This is a genomic window from Shouchella oshimensis, assembly GCF_002019765.1.
Taxonomy (GTDB): domain Bacteria; phylum Bacillota; class Bacilli; order Bacillales; family Bacillaceae_D; genus Shouchella; species Shouchella oshimensis.
Genome location: NZ_KV917380.1, coordinates 1574723 through 1588353 on the forward strand (window position 1 = coordinate 1574723; position 13631 = coordinate 1588353).

Here is a 13631-nt window from a genome sequence, read left to right on the forward strand (position 1 = left end):
TTTTTCGTTGATAAGAAATGAGTCAACCCCTTTTGTTCATACAGTTAAAGTAAGAGGGGGGATCGTATTGAAGGTCGATGCTGTCTTTGCTGGTGGTGGGGTAAAAGCTTTTTCCTTCGTTGGCGCCATTGAGGAAGCGGAAAGAAGAGGACTCTTGTTTGAGCGTATAGCTGGTACAAGTGCTGGTTCAATTGTTGCGGCATTTTTAATGGCAGGTTTTTCTAGTAAAGATATTTTTACAATGTTAAATTCATTAGATGTAGCAACATTCCGAGATGAGCGATTTCGGTTAATACCATTCAAACTTACAAAATGGGTAAACCTTTATTTCCGGATGGGTCTCTATAAAGGGGATAAATTAGAAGAGTGGATTAGAGAACGCTTAGAACAAAAAGGAGTCAGAACGTTTAATGACCTTGCCCCAAGTTCATTACGAATCGTTGTGTCAGATGTGACGAGAGGTCAAATGGTTGTCATTCCAGATGATTTACCAAAGTACGGTTTAGACCCTAACCGGTTTAGTGTGGCAACAGCCGTACGAATGAGTTGTAGTATTCCTTATTTTTTTGAACCAGTTAAATTAAAAAATCAAGCCGTAGGGAACAAGCCGTCCTATATTGTAGATGGTGGTTTATTAAGTAATTTTCCGATATGGATCTTTAAAGATGGTGTTCGAGGTGGTTATAGAAGACCAGTTATTGGCTTTCAATTAGCTCCTAAAGAAGGGGAACGACCTGTTAATCAAGTGCACAATGCTTTTGATTTGTATAAAGCGATTTTTGAAACAATGACCCATGCGCATGATGCACGTCACATAAGTCAGGATCATGCACGTAATATTGTATTTATACCGGTAGAACACATTAAAGCAACAGATTTTGATTTAACTGATGACGAAAAACAGAAGATGATTTTATTAGGGAAGGAGAAAACGGCACAATTTTTAACTAGCTGGAGCGGATAAAAAAAGAAAAAAGCATCCTTATGCTTTTTTCTTTTTTTTCGTATTCTTTCCTTCGATAACTGTTAAATGAGGAGAAGATCGACGCTTTGGAACCTTTTTTAATTGCTTCTGATTTAATTCTCTTTGTTTAACAGAAGGAGAGTATGGTTTTTTTGTTTGAGGTTTTACGGTGCTTGTTCGCTGTGCTTTTCGTATTTGTGATCGGTTCGGTCCTTTTGATGTACGACCTTTAAAAGGAACGCCATAGCGTTTAGATAAGTAGAATCGGTAACCTAGATAAATGATACCAGCAAAAAGAGCCATACCCCCAATGGCGCTTAAAAAGTAAGGAATGTTTGAAAGAATTTGAATAAAAGCCAGTAAACAAATAATCGGCACTAAAATCATAAAGAGTTTCTTCATAACAATCCCCTTCCTAAATGGACATGAACAATCGACCACGTTCTTCTATATCTAGTATAAAGTGAATGACACAACGCAATCAAGTGCATGATGAATTTCTATTTCGACAGTTTTTTTAAAATTAGAAGAGATCCTGTTAAAAAAAGTCATGTTTTTGGTTTTTTTAGGACATCCTACTAGTGGAGGTGTGGATTGTATGAATAAAATAGATCACGAAATCATTGATACGAAACAAATGGGCTTTCCAATGAAGGTTATCCTTATTGGTTTTTTTGGCGGTTTAATATGGTCGTTCATAGGCTATAGTAGCTACTATTTTCATTTAACAGAAGTAGGACCGTCTTTTGTCTTGTTACCGTGGGCTTTAGGAGACTGGAAATTAGGACACACTGGTCAACTCGTTGGCATTGCTGTTATTGCCATTCTCTCGATTGGCATTGCCTTTTTCTACAAGTGGACGTTACAAAAAGTGAACAGTATGTGGCCTGGTGTAGGATTTGGTATGTTGCTTTGGGTCATTGTATTTTATATACTTAACCCGTTTATTGTTGATCTTAAACCTGTTCAAAGCTATTCGTTGAATACGATCGTGACAACGCTCTGCCTCTTTATTTTGTATGGATTATTCATTGGCTATTCGATTTCTTATGAGTACGCTGAACAAAATGAACCGATGTCAAAGGAAGATTCATTTAAAGCTGAATGAAGTTGTGCTACAATTCTCTTATTAACCATTTAGAAATGAGGGAATCGCATGACTATTATTCAGTCCTTGCAAAAAAAATTACGGAACCATGACCTGGATGGGTTTTTAATCATGAGTCCGATTAATCGTCGTTATGTTACTGGATTTACAGGTACAGCAGGTGCGGTGCTATTCACTGAATCAGATGCACAATTCATCACTGATTTTCGATATGTGGAACAAGCGGAAGAACAAGTGCACGGCTTTCAAATTGTAAAACAAGCTGGCTCGCTCATGAACGAAATTGCCGATCAAGTTCGTTCTTTAGGCATCAAAAAATTAGGATTTGAAAAAACAAAACTTACATATGCAGAATACGAACAATTGGAGCAAACGTTAACAGGAACAACTCTTGTTGCAATAAATCAAATGGTAGAGCCCCTCCGCCTTATTAAAACTCCTGAAGAGATTCAAACGATGAAAAAAGCAGCTGATATTGCTGAAAAAGCGTACGCGCATATTCAAACATTTATTAAACCAGGTGTTAAAGAAATAGACGTTTCGAACGAACTCGAGTTTTTTATGCGCAAACAAGGTGCTGTCTCGTCATCTTTTGATATTATTGTCGCTTCAGGTGTACGATCTGCTTTACCACATGGTGTTGCCTCTGAAAAAACGATTGAGAGTGGTGAACTGGTTACGTTGGATTTTGGCGCTTATTATGAAGGATACTGTTCTGATATTACACGTACCCTCGCCGTTGGTACGATATCCGATGAGTTGAAAACCATTTACGAAACGGTTCGTGTGGCACAGCAACTTGGGATTGATGGCATCAAACCAGGAATGACTGGCAAAGAAGCTGATGCACTCACTCGTGATTATATTAAGGAAAAAGGCTATGGAGACTATTTCGGGCATTCTACAGGACATGGTTTAGGAATGGAAGTGCATGAAGCGCCTGGTTTATCAATGTCATCAGATGTGACGTTAAAGCCAGGTATGGTCGTTACGGTAGAACCAGGAATTTATATTCCTGGCGTTGGTGGTACACGAATTGAAGATGATATTTTAATTACAGAAACAGGAAATGAACGGTTGAATTATTCCTCAAAAGAACTGATTATCCTATAAAAAAGGAATCTGAAAAGGCGAAGACACACTCGTGAAGCTGTGGTATAGTAACTAGTGGAAATAGAGTGTATAAATGGAGGACATAGAATGATATCAGTTAATGATTTTAAAACGGGTTTAACGATTGAAGTAGATAATGGCATCTGGCAAGTAATGGAGTTTCAACACGTAAAACCAGGTAAAGGAGCTGCGTTTGTACGTTCGAAATTACGTAACTTACGTACTGGTGCTGTTCAAGAACGAACGTTTCGCGCAGGAGAAAAAGTAGCGAAAGCGCACATTGAAAATCGTCGTATGCAGTACTTATATGAAAGTGGCGACATGCATACGTTTATGGATAATGAAACGTATGAGCAATTAGAGCTTCCGACGAAACAAATTGAGCATGAACTGAAGTTCTTAAAAGAAAATATGGAAGTACATGTGATTACATTTGCAAGTGAAACTCTAGGCGTGGAAGTTCCTAACACAGTAACGTTAGAGGTAACTGAAACAGAACCTGGAATTAAAGGTGATACAGCTTCAGGTGGAACAAAGCCTGCTACAGTGGAAACGGGTCTAACCGTTCAAGTACCATTCTTTGTTAACCAAGGAGATAAACTGATTATCGACACGAGAAACTCTTCTTACGTATCTAGAGCGTAGTAGGGTTTAAGAAGAAAAGCCGTCGCAATCGTCATGATTGCGGCGGCTTTTACTTTTCTAACTCATATGCAGTAATTAATGACTCTTTTAAATAGCTTGCAATTTCATCAGCCGTTAATGAATCTGTTGTCATTTGTGAATGGTTTAACGCATAGGCTTGTTGTCTTGATGTGTAAAGCTCTTCTAATTCTTCTACTGACTTTCCTTTTAATATGGGGCGATTACCAGTAAGCATGTGAATGCGCTCTTTCCAAGAATCAAATCGAATATCTAAAAAGATAACTAGGCAATGTTGTAAACAGTAGTCGCGAATGGCTTTTTGTGTAAAGGCACCGCCGCCTAGGGAAATGACTTTCATTCTTGATGCGCTAGCTTGAAGTACGTGTTCTTTTTCAATTTCTCGAAAAAAGGGCTCTCCGTGCTTCCGAAACAAATTGGGGATAGACATACCTTGTGCATGTTCAATTTCTGCATCAATATCAATGAAATCACGATAAAGCTTTTGGGCAAGTAAGCGTCCAACTGTTGTTTTTCCTACACCCATAAATCCAACGAGGACGATATTTCTTTCAATCAAAGGCAAATTTTTCACTAATCAACACTCACTTTTATACATTATGTCTCAGTATAGCAAGAAATAAAGAGTAGTGCTGAACAAATTATTTGAAAACAATGTTGCAATCTCTGTTTGAATGGCGTACACTAGTATTATCTTAATTCCGATTAAATTAATAAGAATAAGGGGTGTTTAAATGAAGGTAGCCATTATTAACGGTCAATCTAAAAAAGCAGATGGTTTAACAGCTTATTTACAAATGACCTATCCCTTTATCAGTGTTTATTCTCTTGAAACGATGTCTGTTCATGATCTTAATCAAAACAATGGGACGCATTTAGTGTTTATCATTCCCGCTAAAAAGTCCCCTTATTTACATTTGAAACGCCTGTTTCGTGGGCTAAAGAGTGATCATCAACCTTCAATTACGCTTATTACAACAGAAGGAACAGACGCTCACCATTCGATCATTCAAATGTTCGTAAGAGATCATGTTCGCTACTGTACCCATATTCAGCTTCCTGAACACCTCGTTCACCTAAGAGGTGACGGTCAAGTTATTCAGCAGCGTAAATTACTCAAGCGTTTGCTTCCACTTCAGCAAATGCTGTATACAGAGCTAGATGAAAAAACGGTTTCCTAATGTAGGAGATCGTTTTTTTGTTGTGTAGTTGGTTCTGAACTTGTCTACTTTTACATAACGTAATACAAAACGTGCTAAGCGTTCTATGTCTAGAAAATCCAAGTAAGAGAGGTAGAAGCAAATGCAGCCAATTCTGAACTTGCTGCCTCAACACGTGGAGGCTTATGTAACAAAAGCGATAAAAACAAACAAAAGTATAGAAGAGATTCGCTTACGTATTAACCAGCCAGTTGAATGCTTGTTTTCCAATATCACCTTATTTTCCCCCACTTCTTTCACAGAAGATGATGCAAGCATGTTCCTTAATCAACTAAGTTCTTACTCTTTATACGCATTTGAAGAGGAACTTCAAAAAGGCTATATCACAATTGAAGGTGGGCATCGAGTAGGGTTAGCTGGAAAAACGATTTTAGAGAATGGAAAAGTCAAAACGATTCGTCCCATTCGATCATTTAATATTCGAGTTGCGAAACAAAAGATAGGTGTTTCAAATAAGCTTGTTTCCGAGCTTCATGACGGAAAAAATGGCTGGCGCAATACATTAATTATTGGCGCACCGCAAACAGGAAAAACTACATTGTTACGTGATCTGGCGAGAAACGTGAGTACAGGAACAGCATCCATTCCAGCGAGTAAAGTAGCAGTTGTTGATGAACGATCCGAAATAGCTGGTTGCATGAACGGTACGCCCCAACATGACTTAGGTACTCGAACAGATGTATTAGATGGATGTCCCAAAGCAGAAGGCATGATGATGATGATTCGCTCGATGTCTCCTCAAGTGATGATCGTCGATGAAATCGGAAGAGAAGAAGATGCTCAAGCCATTCTTGAAGCGAGACATGCTGGTGTTGTGATTATGGCAACTGCTCATGGATTTTCATTTGAAGAGATAGCGAAACGACCAATCTTTAAACAACTACTGAAAGAACAAGCATTTGATCGAGTTATTGAAGTTGGCAGAACACCCTATCCAGGCGTTATTAGCAAAATACGCATTCCTACATTGGTAGAATCACGATGAGATGGCTAGGGGCGCTTCTAATTATCTGCTGTACGACTTTGTACGGCTTTTATCAGGCACGGCTTCTTCAAGAGCGTCCGCAACACATTCGACAGTTGCGGTCTGCGCTGCAATCTCTTGAAGCAGAGATTGTATATGGACAAACACCTTTGGCAAAGGCATCCATTAATATTTCCAAACAGCTAAATGGACCTGTTGCCGCGTTATTTAAATCCTTTTCACTAAAGTTAACCGAACGGAAAGCCACTGCTAATAAAGCATGGGAAGCGGCCATTGAGGATACTTGGAAATCCCTTTCTTTGAAAGAAAAAGAGAAGGAAGTCTTACTACAATTTGGTGCGACCATCGGGACAATGGATAGAAATCATCAGCAAAAGCAGTTGAAATTAACGCAAACTCACTTAGAAAGAGATGAAGAAGAAGCAAGAGTCATTCAAGCAAGGTATGAAAAAATGTACAAAACATTAGGGGTGTTAGCAGGTTTATTCATTGTCATTTTAATGATGTAGGGCAAGGGAAAAGGAGGAACGGTAACGTGGCCTATGATGTAAATACCATTTTTCAAATAGCAGGAATCGGCATTATTGTAGCGATGCTGCATACAGTACTTAAACAAATGGGGAAAGAAGACTGGGCCCATTGGGTGACATTAATTGGATTTGTGGTTGTTCTTTATATGGTGGCAACGATTGTAGATGATTTATTTCAAAAAATAAGAAGTGTTTTCTTATTCCAAGCTTAGAAGTGGAGGGGATCGGCGATTGAAATTGTGCAAATTGTTGGTTTAGGTCTTATCGCCACGTTCTTAGCTTTAATTGTGAAAGAGCAAAAGCCGATTTTTGCTTTTTTGCTAACGTTGTTTGTTGGCTCTCTCATTTTCTTATTTTTACTCGATGAAATAGCTAGTGTCATTCAGTTAATTAACGATTTGGCTGTACAAGCGAATATCCACACAGTCTATTTACAAACGATTTTAAAAATAATTGGGATCGCCTATATTGCAGAATTTGGTGCTCAAATTTCTAGGGATGCTGGTCAAGCAGCTATAGCGAGTAAAATTGAATTAGCAGGGAAAATTTTTATTCTTGTCCTTGCGATTCCAATCATTAAAGCGGTGATTGAAATGATACTCGCTCTACTCCCATCGTAAGGAGGACAAGCATAAATGAAAGGTAAGATTGCTTTCGTTGCCACCTTGCTTATGCTATTTATCGCCTTTCATGTTGAAACGGTTTCTGCAGAAGAAGAGGATCCAACACAAGCCCTCCATGACTTAGTAGAGGAACAAATCACTATTTTGAAAATGGATGAGGTACAAGTATTCTGGAATGAAATCGTTGATGAATACGGCGGTTTTTTACCAGAGAGTCAGAAAGGCTCACTTACTGACTTTTTAACCGGTGAAAAAACATTTGATTTAAAAGAGTGGTTTATCGGCTTCATTAAATATTTGCTTCATGAACTGGTTTTAAATGGGAAGTTGCTTGGTATGATCTTGCTTTTAACAATCTTCTCTTATATTTTACAGTCGTTTCAAAGCGCTTTTGAGCAGCATACGGTAAGCAAAACCGCTTACGCAGTTACGTTGCTCGTACTGTGTATGATTGCAATGAATGGCTTTCATAGTGCGATGACCTATGCCATAGAAGCGATTGACGCAATGATTCACTTTTCAATTGCGCTCTTACCGATGTTACTCGCACTAATGGCATCTTTGGGGGGGCTATCTAGTTCAGCTCTATTTCACCCGGTTATCATCTTTTTAGTGCATACGAGTGGTATTTTAGTCAAAACATTCGTGCTACCAATGTTGTTTATCTCCGCTGTTCTGGGAATCGTGAGTACGTTTACAGACGACTATAAAGTGACGCGCTTAGCAAATCTTTTTCGAATATTGTCACTAGGCTTGCTTGGCGTCTTTATGACGGTTTTCTTAGGCGCTGTATCTGTTCAAGGCACAACAGCAGCTGCTGCAGATGGGCTAACACTCCGAGCTGCAAAATTTATTGCAGGCAACTTCATTCCGGTTGTTGGACGAATGTTTACAGATGCAACAGACACGGTTATGAGTGCTTCTTTATTATTAAAAAATACAATCGGCATGAGCGGTTTAGTTATGCTGTTGGCGATTTGTGCATTCCCTGCTTTAAAAGTGCTTTCTATTGCATTAATTTTTCAATTATCAGCTGCTGTTTTACAGCCTCTAGGAAATGGTGCCATCATTGATTGTTTAGCGATTATAGGAAAAGCTGTTCTCTATATATTCGCTGCAATGGCGTTAATCGGCTTTATGTTTTTCTTAGCAATCACAATTATGGTGGCCGCCAGTAATATTGCCTTTATGATGCGATGAAAGAGGGGATGGCATGACGTATATAAACGAATGGATAACATCGATTGTTATTATTATTCTTCTCGCTGTTGTATTGGAAATGGTGTTACCGAATACAAATTTAAAGAATTACGTAAAAATAACGATGAGCTTGCTGTTGCTCCTTTTTTTGCTTCAACCTGTTCTGAACATATTTTATGAAGACCCAGATGAATGGCTAAATGAAGTCATACAGCAAACAACTTCAGAAGGAATAAATGTAGAAGAAGAAATAAATTCGCAAAAAAAAGATATAGAACGGTTCTTTGATGCATATACATCTGAACAAGTGGCTGTCCAATTAAAAGACCAAGCAAATGAAGACTTAAAAAAGGACGAAGACGTCATGGTCACGGACCTTTCCATCATTCAAGATAACAAAGGAGAATTCACACAAATTGAAGTAGTTGTTGTTCCTTATCAAGAAGAAGAACGTACAAGCACATCTCAGACAGATGAGGTAAAGCCAGTGTCTATTACGATTGGTGAAACCGAACCTAAGGAAGATGCGGGTTCTTATAAGGAAGAAGATGTGATTTCGATGTTAGCGGATATTTGGGGAGTGCCGAGTTCAGTCATAACGCTAAAAGAGGAAGGGGGATGGGTGAATTGAATAATGAAGCAAAAGATACAGACTGGTTTAAGAAATGGTTACCGAAGCAGCCGGATAAAAAAAAACGGAACATTTCGCCCAGGTATCTGTTGCTCTTAGGCGGTATAGGCGTACTCTTCATGCTTTTAGGTCAACTGTATCAACCAGCACAAGAGGATCTCCCCGCTGTTGCCCCAGAAGAAGAGGACGCAACACCAGTATTTGCTAAAGAAGCTGAGAGGAATTCAATGGAAGATTATGAAATGCGCTACGAAAACGAGTTAAGAGATCTATTAACGGAAATTGTTGGCGTAAATGCCGTTTCCGTAACCGTTAATCTAGCGGAATCTGAACGACATGTTTATGAAAAGAATGTGCGCACAGGTAAACAAACAACTTCAGAAACCGATCGAGAAGGTGGGACACGCCAAGTAGAAGATGTTCAAGAAGAAGAGTCTGTTGTCATTATCCGTAATGGCGACAAAGAAGAGCCTTTAGTTAGATCAACCGAGAAACCTTCCGTTGCAGGCGTTCTTGTTGTGGCTGAAGGGGTGGAAAACATTCAAGTAAAAGCATTTGTTGTAGAAGCGGTTACACGCTTATTGGATGTTGCTCCCCATCGCGTATCGGTATTACCTAGAAAAATCGAGGAGGAATAAGAATGGTCTTGAAAAAACAAACAGTGTGGCTACTAACAATGTTATCTCTAATGCTCGTATTAGGAACGTACTATGTGCTAAATGATTCTGGTGAGGAAGCAACGTCAAACAATATACTAGACGAAGCTGAACAAGTATTGGACGGGATGAACGAAGAAGATGCAAATGAGGAGTTGTTAAGCCAAGTATCTGGCAGCGATACAATGACGGAGGCTCGTTTAAAGCGCGAAGAAGTTCGTCTAAAAGAAGCAGAAGAAGTTAGTCGTGAAGCTGCAAGTTCAGAAACAACAGCAGAAGAAAAAGTTGCCGCAAATGATCGTGCACTAGAAGTACTAGCTGTGACAGATGTAGAAGAACAATTAGAGGAATTAATTAAGGAAATTGGCTACTCAGATGCACTTGTTCAAACTGGAGAGAATAAAATTGAAATATTGGTTGAAGCAGACGCTCTTTCAAAAACGGAAGCGTTAGCCATTATGTCACTTGCACGTGAAGAGTTAAGTTTAAGCGATCAAGACCAAGTTTATGTAAAGCACGGAGAATAATCGGAACAGAGGGCTTGAAGCAATTCAAGTCCTCTTTTTAGATTCAGAATGCAATCCATCCTCACCCATGGTATAATACAGCAATGTAGAATGAAACAAGGAGAGATTGTAATGGATTGGTCCGAATTAACAGAAGGGGCAAAGGCTGTCCTTGAGCAAACAAGAAACATAAAAAACGATCATATACAAATCGTTGAATTTGAAGTAGGCTTTTCTGAAGAAGTTCAAGACGAGGATGGCGACTCGTTTCGTGTCTCCATTCAAGAAGAAGACTATACAAACTTAAAGCAGTATACCCAAGAAAATGAGTATGGTGATAAGTTTCATATGGCGAGAAATAAAAACGTCGTCAAGATTATTTTGCTAGAAAATGGGAAAATACCTGATAATCTGTCTGAGTTTCCTGTGTTTCGCCAATATAAAACAGAGGTATCAAATCCAACAGAATCAGCTGAGTAAAGAGGGGAAACCCTCTTTCCTCTTTGTTTTTAAACAGAAGCATACATAGAGGAATCTAGGCTTTTATCGAGAAGTCTATAAAGTAATGAAACGTTCTAAGAAGAATTGTCAATCATAAGGAGTTGTTTATTGTGTTAAAAGTAGAAGAAATTAAAACCCTAATAGATGCCTTACATCAATCTTCCGTTAATGAGCTTGAGCTAGAACAAGAGAATGTAAAGTTATCATTAAAAAAGCAAGTAGCGACACAGGTAAGTGAACAAGCTGTACAAGCAGTTGCGCCAGTTACAACTACGAATCAAGCACCTACACAAGTGCAAGAAGCTCCAAAAACAGAGCCAGCTGCCGAGCCTGTTCAAGAGAACAAAAATTTAGTTACCGTTACGTCTCCAATGGTTGGAACGTTTTACGCAGCTCCTTCACCAGACGCAGATCCATATGTAAAAGAAGGCGATACTGTTAATGAAGATACGGTTGTTTGTATCGTTGAAGCAATGAAGTTAATGAATCCAATTGTGTCTGAAGCAAAAGGAAAGATTGTCGAGATTGTTGCTGAAAATGGAGAACTAGTAGAATACGGGCAGCCGTTAATGGTTGTTGAACGTCAATAGCTAGGGGCGAGGACAAGTTATGATAAAACGAGTATTGATTGCAAATAGAGGAGAAATAGCGGTACGTATTATTCGAGCTTGCAAAGAGCTCGGAATTGAAACAGTAGCAGTGTTTTCAGAAGCAGATGCGGATGCATTGCACGTTCAGTTAGCAGATGAAGCCTTTTGTATCGGGCCAACAGCGTCAGCGAAAAGCTACTTAAACTTTACCAACTTAATGAGTGTTGCGACATTAACTGAAACAGACGCCATTCATCCAGGTTATGGCTTTTTATCGGAGAATGCCAATTTTGCAGAGATATGTGGAGATTGTAACATTACATTCATCGGTCCAAGCCCATCAGCCATTAGCAAAATGGGAACAAAAGATGTAGCAAGAGAGACAATGAAAGCTGCTGGAGTTCCAGTCGTGCCTGGTTCAGAAGGACTCATTGAGTCATTTGACGATGCACAACAAGTTGTTGAGGAAATTGGCTATCCAGTCATTATTAAAGCAACGGCAGGCGGAGGCGGTAAAGGTATCCGGGTTGCCCGTGATGAAAAAGAGTTAAAATCGGGGATTGCCGTAACACAACAAGAAGCGGCCACAGCTTTTGGGAATCCAGGCGTTTATTTAGAAAAATATATAGAAGATTTCCGACATGTAGAAATTCAAGTATTAGCTGATAATTTCGGGAATACCATTCACTTAGGTGAACGTGATTGCTCGATTCAAAGAAGACTTCAAAAGTTAGTTGAGGAAACACCATCTCCAGCGATTACGCCTGAAAAACGAGCAGAGATGGGAGCGGCAGCAGTGGCTGCTGCGAAAGCGGTTGAATATTCAGGTGCTGGAACGGTTGAATTTATTTTTGATCATCATACAGGTAGTTATTATTTCATGGAAATGAATACGCGTATTCAAGTAGAGCACCCTGTGACAGAAATGGTGACAGGGATTGACTTGGTGAAAGAACAAATTCGAATTGCCAACAATGAAAAACTTACTGTTAAACAAGAAGACGTTACGTTTAACGGTTGGTCAATTGAATGCCGCATCAACGCTGAAAATCCGCTTAAAAACTTCATGCCATCACCTGGTACGATTCAAGATTATCTTGCTCCTGGTGGCTTTGGTGTAAGAGTCGATTCAGCAGCGTATCCTGGCTATCGCATTAGCCCATTTTATGACTCCATGATTGCAAAAGTGATTACACACGGTGAAACAAGAGACGAAGCCATTGCAAAGATGAAGCGGGCGCTTGAAGAATTTGAAATTGATGGCGTGGATACAACGATTCCATTTCATTTACATTTGTTTAACCATGAAAAGTTTGTTTCTGGCGATTTCAATACGAAATTTATTGAAGACTATGAAGTCATACCTACTAAACAATCGTAAAGGAGCTGTGTATAATGGAAGATCATCAATTACTTGAATTAGATGAAGAAAAAAGTGGTTTAGGAAAAGTTGAAATTTCACCAGAAGTGATTGAAGTCATTGCGGGAATTGCTACACAAGAGATTGAAGGTGTGGCAGCACTAAGAGGTAATTTCGCTGCGGATGTGGCCGAGCGATTAGGTCGCAAAAATCACGGTAAAGGCGTTAAAGTTGATTTAACAGAACAAGGCATTATTGTGGATGTATCTATCGTTATTTCGTACGGAGCATCTGTTCCAGAAGTGGCAAAGTTGATTCAATTAAATATCCAACAAGCCCTTGAGACTATGACTGCCATTCAATTAACAGAAATAAATGTTCATGTAGTTGGCGTCTATTTTGATACACCAAATGCATCTGTTGAAGAAGAAGTTGAATAAACGTAAGACGATGATATGGAGAAGAGAATTGACCATGGTCGATTCTCTTTCTTTGCGTTTTTACCTAGACAAGATTTTACGTTATAATGAACAGGATTAAGAATAAAGGAGTTTACTATGAATAGACGTGTGGCAAGACTTCGAGCCGTCCAAGTTCTTTATCAGCTTAGTTTAGTGTCAACACTAACGGTTGATCAAGCAATCGAGAGCACGCTCACCGAGGAAGAGGAATCAAACGAATTCTTTTTAGATTTAGTAAAAGGAACGTTAACATATAAAGAACAGCTTGATCACTTTATTAGTCAGAATTTAAAAGGCTATACCATTGATCGACTTGGCCATGTTGACCGTTCAATTGTACGAATGGCTTTATATGAAATGCTTTATATAGATGACATTGAAAAAAACATTTCATTAAATGAAGCCATTGAGCTTGCAAAAGCTTTTGGCGGACAAGAATCAGGCCGTTTTATGAATGGCGTACTATCAGGCGCATATGAAACAGCCTTAAAAGATCGATAATGTTTCAGGAGAAGTGAAG

Annotated in this window: 20 protein-coding genes; 18 read left to right on the top strand and 2 right to left on the bottom strand. The window is 39.0% G+C overall.

From position 1 onward, the window contains the following. Positions 1 to 67 precede the first annotated feature (67 nt). Positions 68 to 964 carry a patatin-like phospholipase family protein gene (locus BK583_RS07900; protein ID WP_055736350.1) on the top strand — a complete coding sequence of 299 codons (897 nt, stop codon included), beginning with the start codon at positions 68 to 70 and terminating at the stop codon, positions 962 to 964. An 18-nt stretch (positions 965 to 982) separates the two neighbouring features. Here BK583_RS07900 and BK583_RS07905 read toward each other — a convergent pair whose 3' ends face one another. Beyond that, complete coding sequence (locus BK583_RS07905; protein WP_055736351.1) at positions 983 to 1366, bottom strand: hypothetical protein; 384 nt, start codon at positions 1364 to 1366, stop codon at positions 983 to 985. A 196-nt stretch (positions 1367 to 1562) separates the two neighbouring features. On the opposite strand from BK583_RS07905, the gene BK583_RS07910 reads away from it, so the two are divergent. From BK583_RS07910 to efp, 3 genes are all read left to right on the top strand, one after another. Next, positions 1563 to 2072 (top strand): YqhR family membrane protein, encoded by a 510-nt coding sequence (locus BK583_RS07910; RefSeq protein ID WP_051667750.1) that lies wholly within the window; start codon positions 1563 to 1565, stop codon positions 2070 to 2072. A gap of 48 nt (positions 2073 to 2120) precedes the next feature. Further along, positions 2121 to 3185 (top strand): M24 family metallopeptidase, encoded by a 1065-nt coding sequence (locus BK583_RS07915; RefSeq protein WP_055736352.1) that lies wholly within the window; start codon positions 2121 to 2123, stop codon positions 3183 to 3185. Positions 3186 to 3272: 87 nt separating this feature from the next. Further along, positions 3273 to 3830 carry an elongation factor P gene (gene efp, locus BK583_RS07920; RefSeq protein WP_035395740.1) on the top strand — a complete coding sequence of 186 codons (558 nt, stop codon included), beginning with the start codon at positions 3273 to 3275 and terminating at the stop codon, positions 3828 to 3830. A gap of 49 nt (positions 3831 to 3879) precedes the next feature. Here the strand turns inward: efp and BK583_RS07925 are convergent, their stop codons facing one another. Then, positions 3880 to 4422, bottom strand: a complete 543-nt coding sequence (locus BK583_RS07925) for a shikimate kinase (protein WP_038481293.1) — start codon at positions 4420 to 4422, stop codon at positions 3880 to 3882. Positions 4423 to 4582: 160 nt separating this feature from the next. Here BK583_RS07925 and BK583_RS07930 point away from each other — a divergent pair, with 160 nt between their 5' ends. The 14 genes from BK583_RS07930 (at position 4583) to nusB (ending at position 13612) form a co-directional block, all read left to right on the top strand. Then, positions 4583 to 5029, top strand: coding sequence for a hypothetical protein (locus tag BK583_RS07930; RefSeq protein ID WP_055736353.1), 447 nt, complete (start codon positions 4583 to 4585; stop codon positions 5027 to 5029). 121 nt (positions 5030 to 5150) lie between these two features. Then, on the top strand, positions 5151 to 6053 hold the full coding sequence (gene spoIIIAA, locus BK583_RS07935) for a stage III sporulation protein AA (protein WP_055736354.1): 903 nt from the start codon (positions 5151 to 5153) through the stop codon (positions 6051 to 6053). Next, complete coding sequence (gene spoIIIAB / locus BK583_RS07940; protein ID WP_055736355.1) at positions 6050 to 6562, top strand: stage III sporulation protein SpoIIIAB; 513 nt, start codon at positions 6050 to 6052, stop codon at positions 6560 to 6562. Before spoIIIAA ends, spoIIIAB begins: the two co-directional genes overlap by 4 nt. A 26-nt stretch (positions 6563 to 6588) precedes the next feature. Then, a complete protein-coding gene (gene spoIIIAC, locus BK583_RS07945; protein WP_038481281.1) occupies positions 6589 to 6795 on the top strand; it encodes a stage III sporulation protein AC in 207 nt (68 codons plus the stop codon). An 18-nt stretch (positions 6796 to 6813) separates the two neighbouring features. Further along, positions 6814 to 7203, top strand: coding sequence for a stage III sporulation protein AD (spoIIIAD, locus tag BK583_RS07950; RefSeq protein ID WP_038481278.1), 390 nt, complete (start codon positions 6814 to 6816; stop codon positions 7201 to 7203). A 15-nt stretch (positions 7204 to 7218) separates the two neighbouring features. Then, positions 7219 to 8406, top strand: coding sequence for a stage III sporulation protein AE (gene spoIIIAE, locus BK583_RS07955; protein ID WP_055736356.1), 1188 nt, complete (start codon positions 7219 to 7221; stop codon positions 8404 to 8406). A gap of 13 nt (positions 8407 to 8419) precedes the next feature. Then, positions 8420 to 9037, top strand: a complete 618-nt coding sequence (gene spoIIIAF, locus BK583_RS07960; protein WP_055736357.1) for a stage III sporulation protein AF — start codon at positions 8420 to 8422, stop codon at positions 9035 to 9037. Continuing rightward, positions 9025 to 9675, top strand: coding sequence for a stage III sporulation protein AG (gene spoIIIAG / locus BK583_RS07965; protein WP_055736358.1), 651 nt, complete (start codon positions 9025 to 9027; stop codon positions 9673 to 9675). Before spoIIIAF ends, spoIIIAG begins: the two co-directional genes overlap by 13 nt. A gap of 2 nt (positions 9676 to 9677) precedes the next feature. After that, positions 9678 to 10220 carry a SpoIIIAH-like family protein gene (locus tag BK583_RS07970; protein WP_038481268.1) on the top strand — a complete coding sequence of 181 codons (543 nt, stop codon included), beginning with the start codon at positions 9678 to 9680 and terminating at the stop codon, positions 10218 to 10220. Positions 10221 to 10331: 111 nt separating this feature from the next. After that, a complete protein-coding gene (locus BK583_RS07975) occupies positions 10332 to 10679 on the top strand; it encodes a hypothetical protein (RefSeq protein WP_038481265.1) in 348 nt (115 codons plus the stop codon). 131 nt (positions 10680 to 10810) lie between these two features. Continuing rightward, a complete protein-coding gene (gene accB, locus BK583_RS07980) occupies positions 10811 to 11290 on the top strand; it encodes an acetyl-CoA carboxylase biotin carboxyl carrier protein (RefSeq protein ID WP_055736359.1) in 480 nt (159 codons plus the stop codon). Between the two features lie 19 nt (positions 11291 to 11309). Further along, positions 11310 to 12671, top strand: a complete 1362-nt coding sequence (accC, locus tag BK583_RS07985; protein WP_055736360.1) for an acetyl-CoA carboxylase biotin carboxylase subunit — start codon at positions 11310 to 11312, stop codon at positions 12669 to 12671. Between the two features lie 14 nt (positions 12672 to 12685). Further along, the gene (locus BK583_RS07990) at positions 12686 to 13090 is read left to right on the top strand and encodes an Asp23/Gls24 family envelope stress response protein (RefSeq protein ID WP_038481256.1); all 405 of its coding nucleotides are present in this window, start codon (positions 12686 to 12688) and stop codon (positions 13088 to 13090) included. Positions 13091 to 13207: 117 nt separating this feature from the next. Beyond that, on the top strand, positions 13208 to 13612 hold the full coding sequence (gene nusB / locus BK583_RS07995) for a transcription antitermination factor NusB (protein ID WP_038481253.1): 405 nt from the start codon (positions 13208 to 13210) through the stop codon (positions 13610 to 13612). Positions 13613 to 13631: the final 19 nt, after the last annotated feature.

What these genes read in the sequence shown, in the direction of transcription:
- BK583_RS07905 (WP_055736351.1), bottom strand. Translation starts at nt 1,366, where the DNA reads ATGAAGAAACTCTTTATGATTTTAGTGCCGATTATTTGTTTACTGGCT.
- BK583_RS07910 (WP_051667750.1), top strand. Translation starts at nt 1,563, where the DNA reads ATGAATAAAATAGATCACGAAATCATTGATACGAAACAAATGGGCTTT.
- BK583_RS07915 (WP_055736352.1), top strand. Translation starts at nt 2,121, where the DNA reads ATGACTATTATTCAGTCCTTGCAAAAAAAATTACGGAACCATGACCTG.
- efp (WP_035395740.1), top strand. Translation starts at nt 3,273, where the DNA reads ATGATATCAGTTAATGATTTTAAAACGGGTTTAACGATTGAAGTAGAT.
- BK583_RS07930 (WP_055736353.1), top strand. Translation starts at nt 4,583, where the DNA reads ATGAAGGTAGCCATTATTAACGGTCAATCTAAAAAAGCAGATGGTTTA.
- spoIIIAA (WP_055736354.1), top strand. Translation starts at nt 5,151, where the DNA reads ATGCAGCCAATTCTGAACTTGCTGCCTCAACACGTGGAGGCTTATGTA.
- spoIIIAB (WP_055736355.1), top strand. Translation starts at nt 6,050, where the DNA reads ATGAGATGGCTAGGGGCGCTTCTAATTATCTGCTGTACGACTTTGTAC.
- spoIIIAE (WP_055736356.1), top strand. Translation starts at nt 7,219, where the DNA reads ATGAAAGGTAAGATTGCTTTCGTTGCCACCTTGCTTATGCTATTTATC.
- spoIIIAF (WP_055736357.1), top strand. Translation starts at nt 8,420, where the DNA reads ATGACGTATATAAACGAATGGATAACATCGATTGTTATTATTATTCTT.
- spoIIIAG (WP_055736358.1), top strand. Translation starts at nt 9,025, where the DNA reads ATGGGTGAATTGAATAATGAAGCAAAAGATACAGACTGGTTTAAGAAA.
- BK583_RS07970 (WP_038481268.1), top strand. Translation starts at nt 9,678, where the DNA reads ATGGTCTTGAAAAAACAAACAGTGTGGCTACTAACAATGTTATCTCTA.
- BK583_RS07975 (WP_038481265.1), top strand. Translation starts at nt 10,332, where the DNA reads ATGGATTGGTCCGAATTAACAGAAGGGGCAAAGGCTGTCCTTGAGCAA.
- accC (WP_055736360.1), top strand. Translation starts at nt 11,310, where the DNA reads ATGATAAAACGAGTATTGATTGCAAATAGAGGAGAAATAGCGGTACGT.
- BK583_RS07990 (WP_038481256.1), top strand. Translation starts at nt 12,686, where the DNA reads ATGGAAGATCATCAATTACTTGAATTAGATGAAGAAAAAAGTGGTTTA.
- nusB (WP_038481253.1), top strand. Translation starts at nt 13,208, where the DNA reads ATGAATAGACGTGTGGCAAGACTTCGAGCCGTCCAAGTTCTTTATCAG.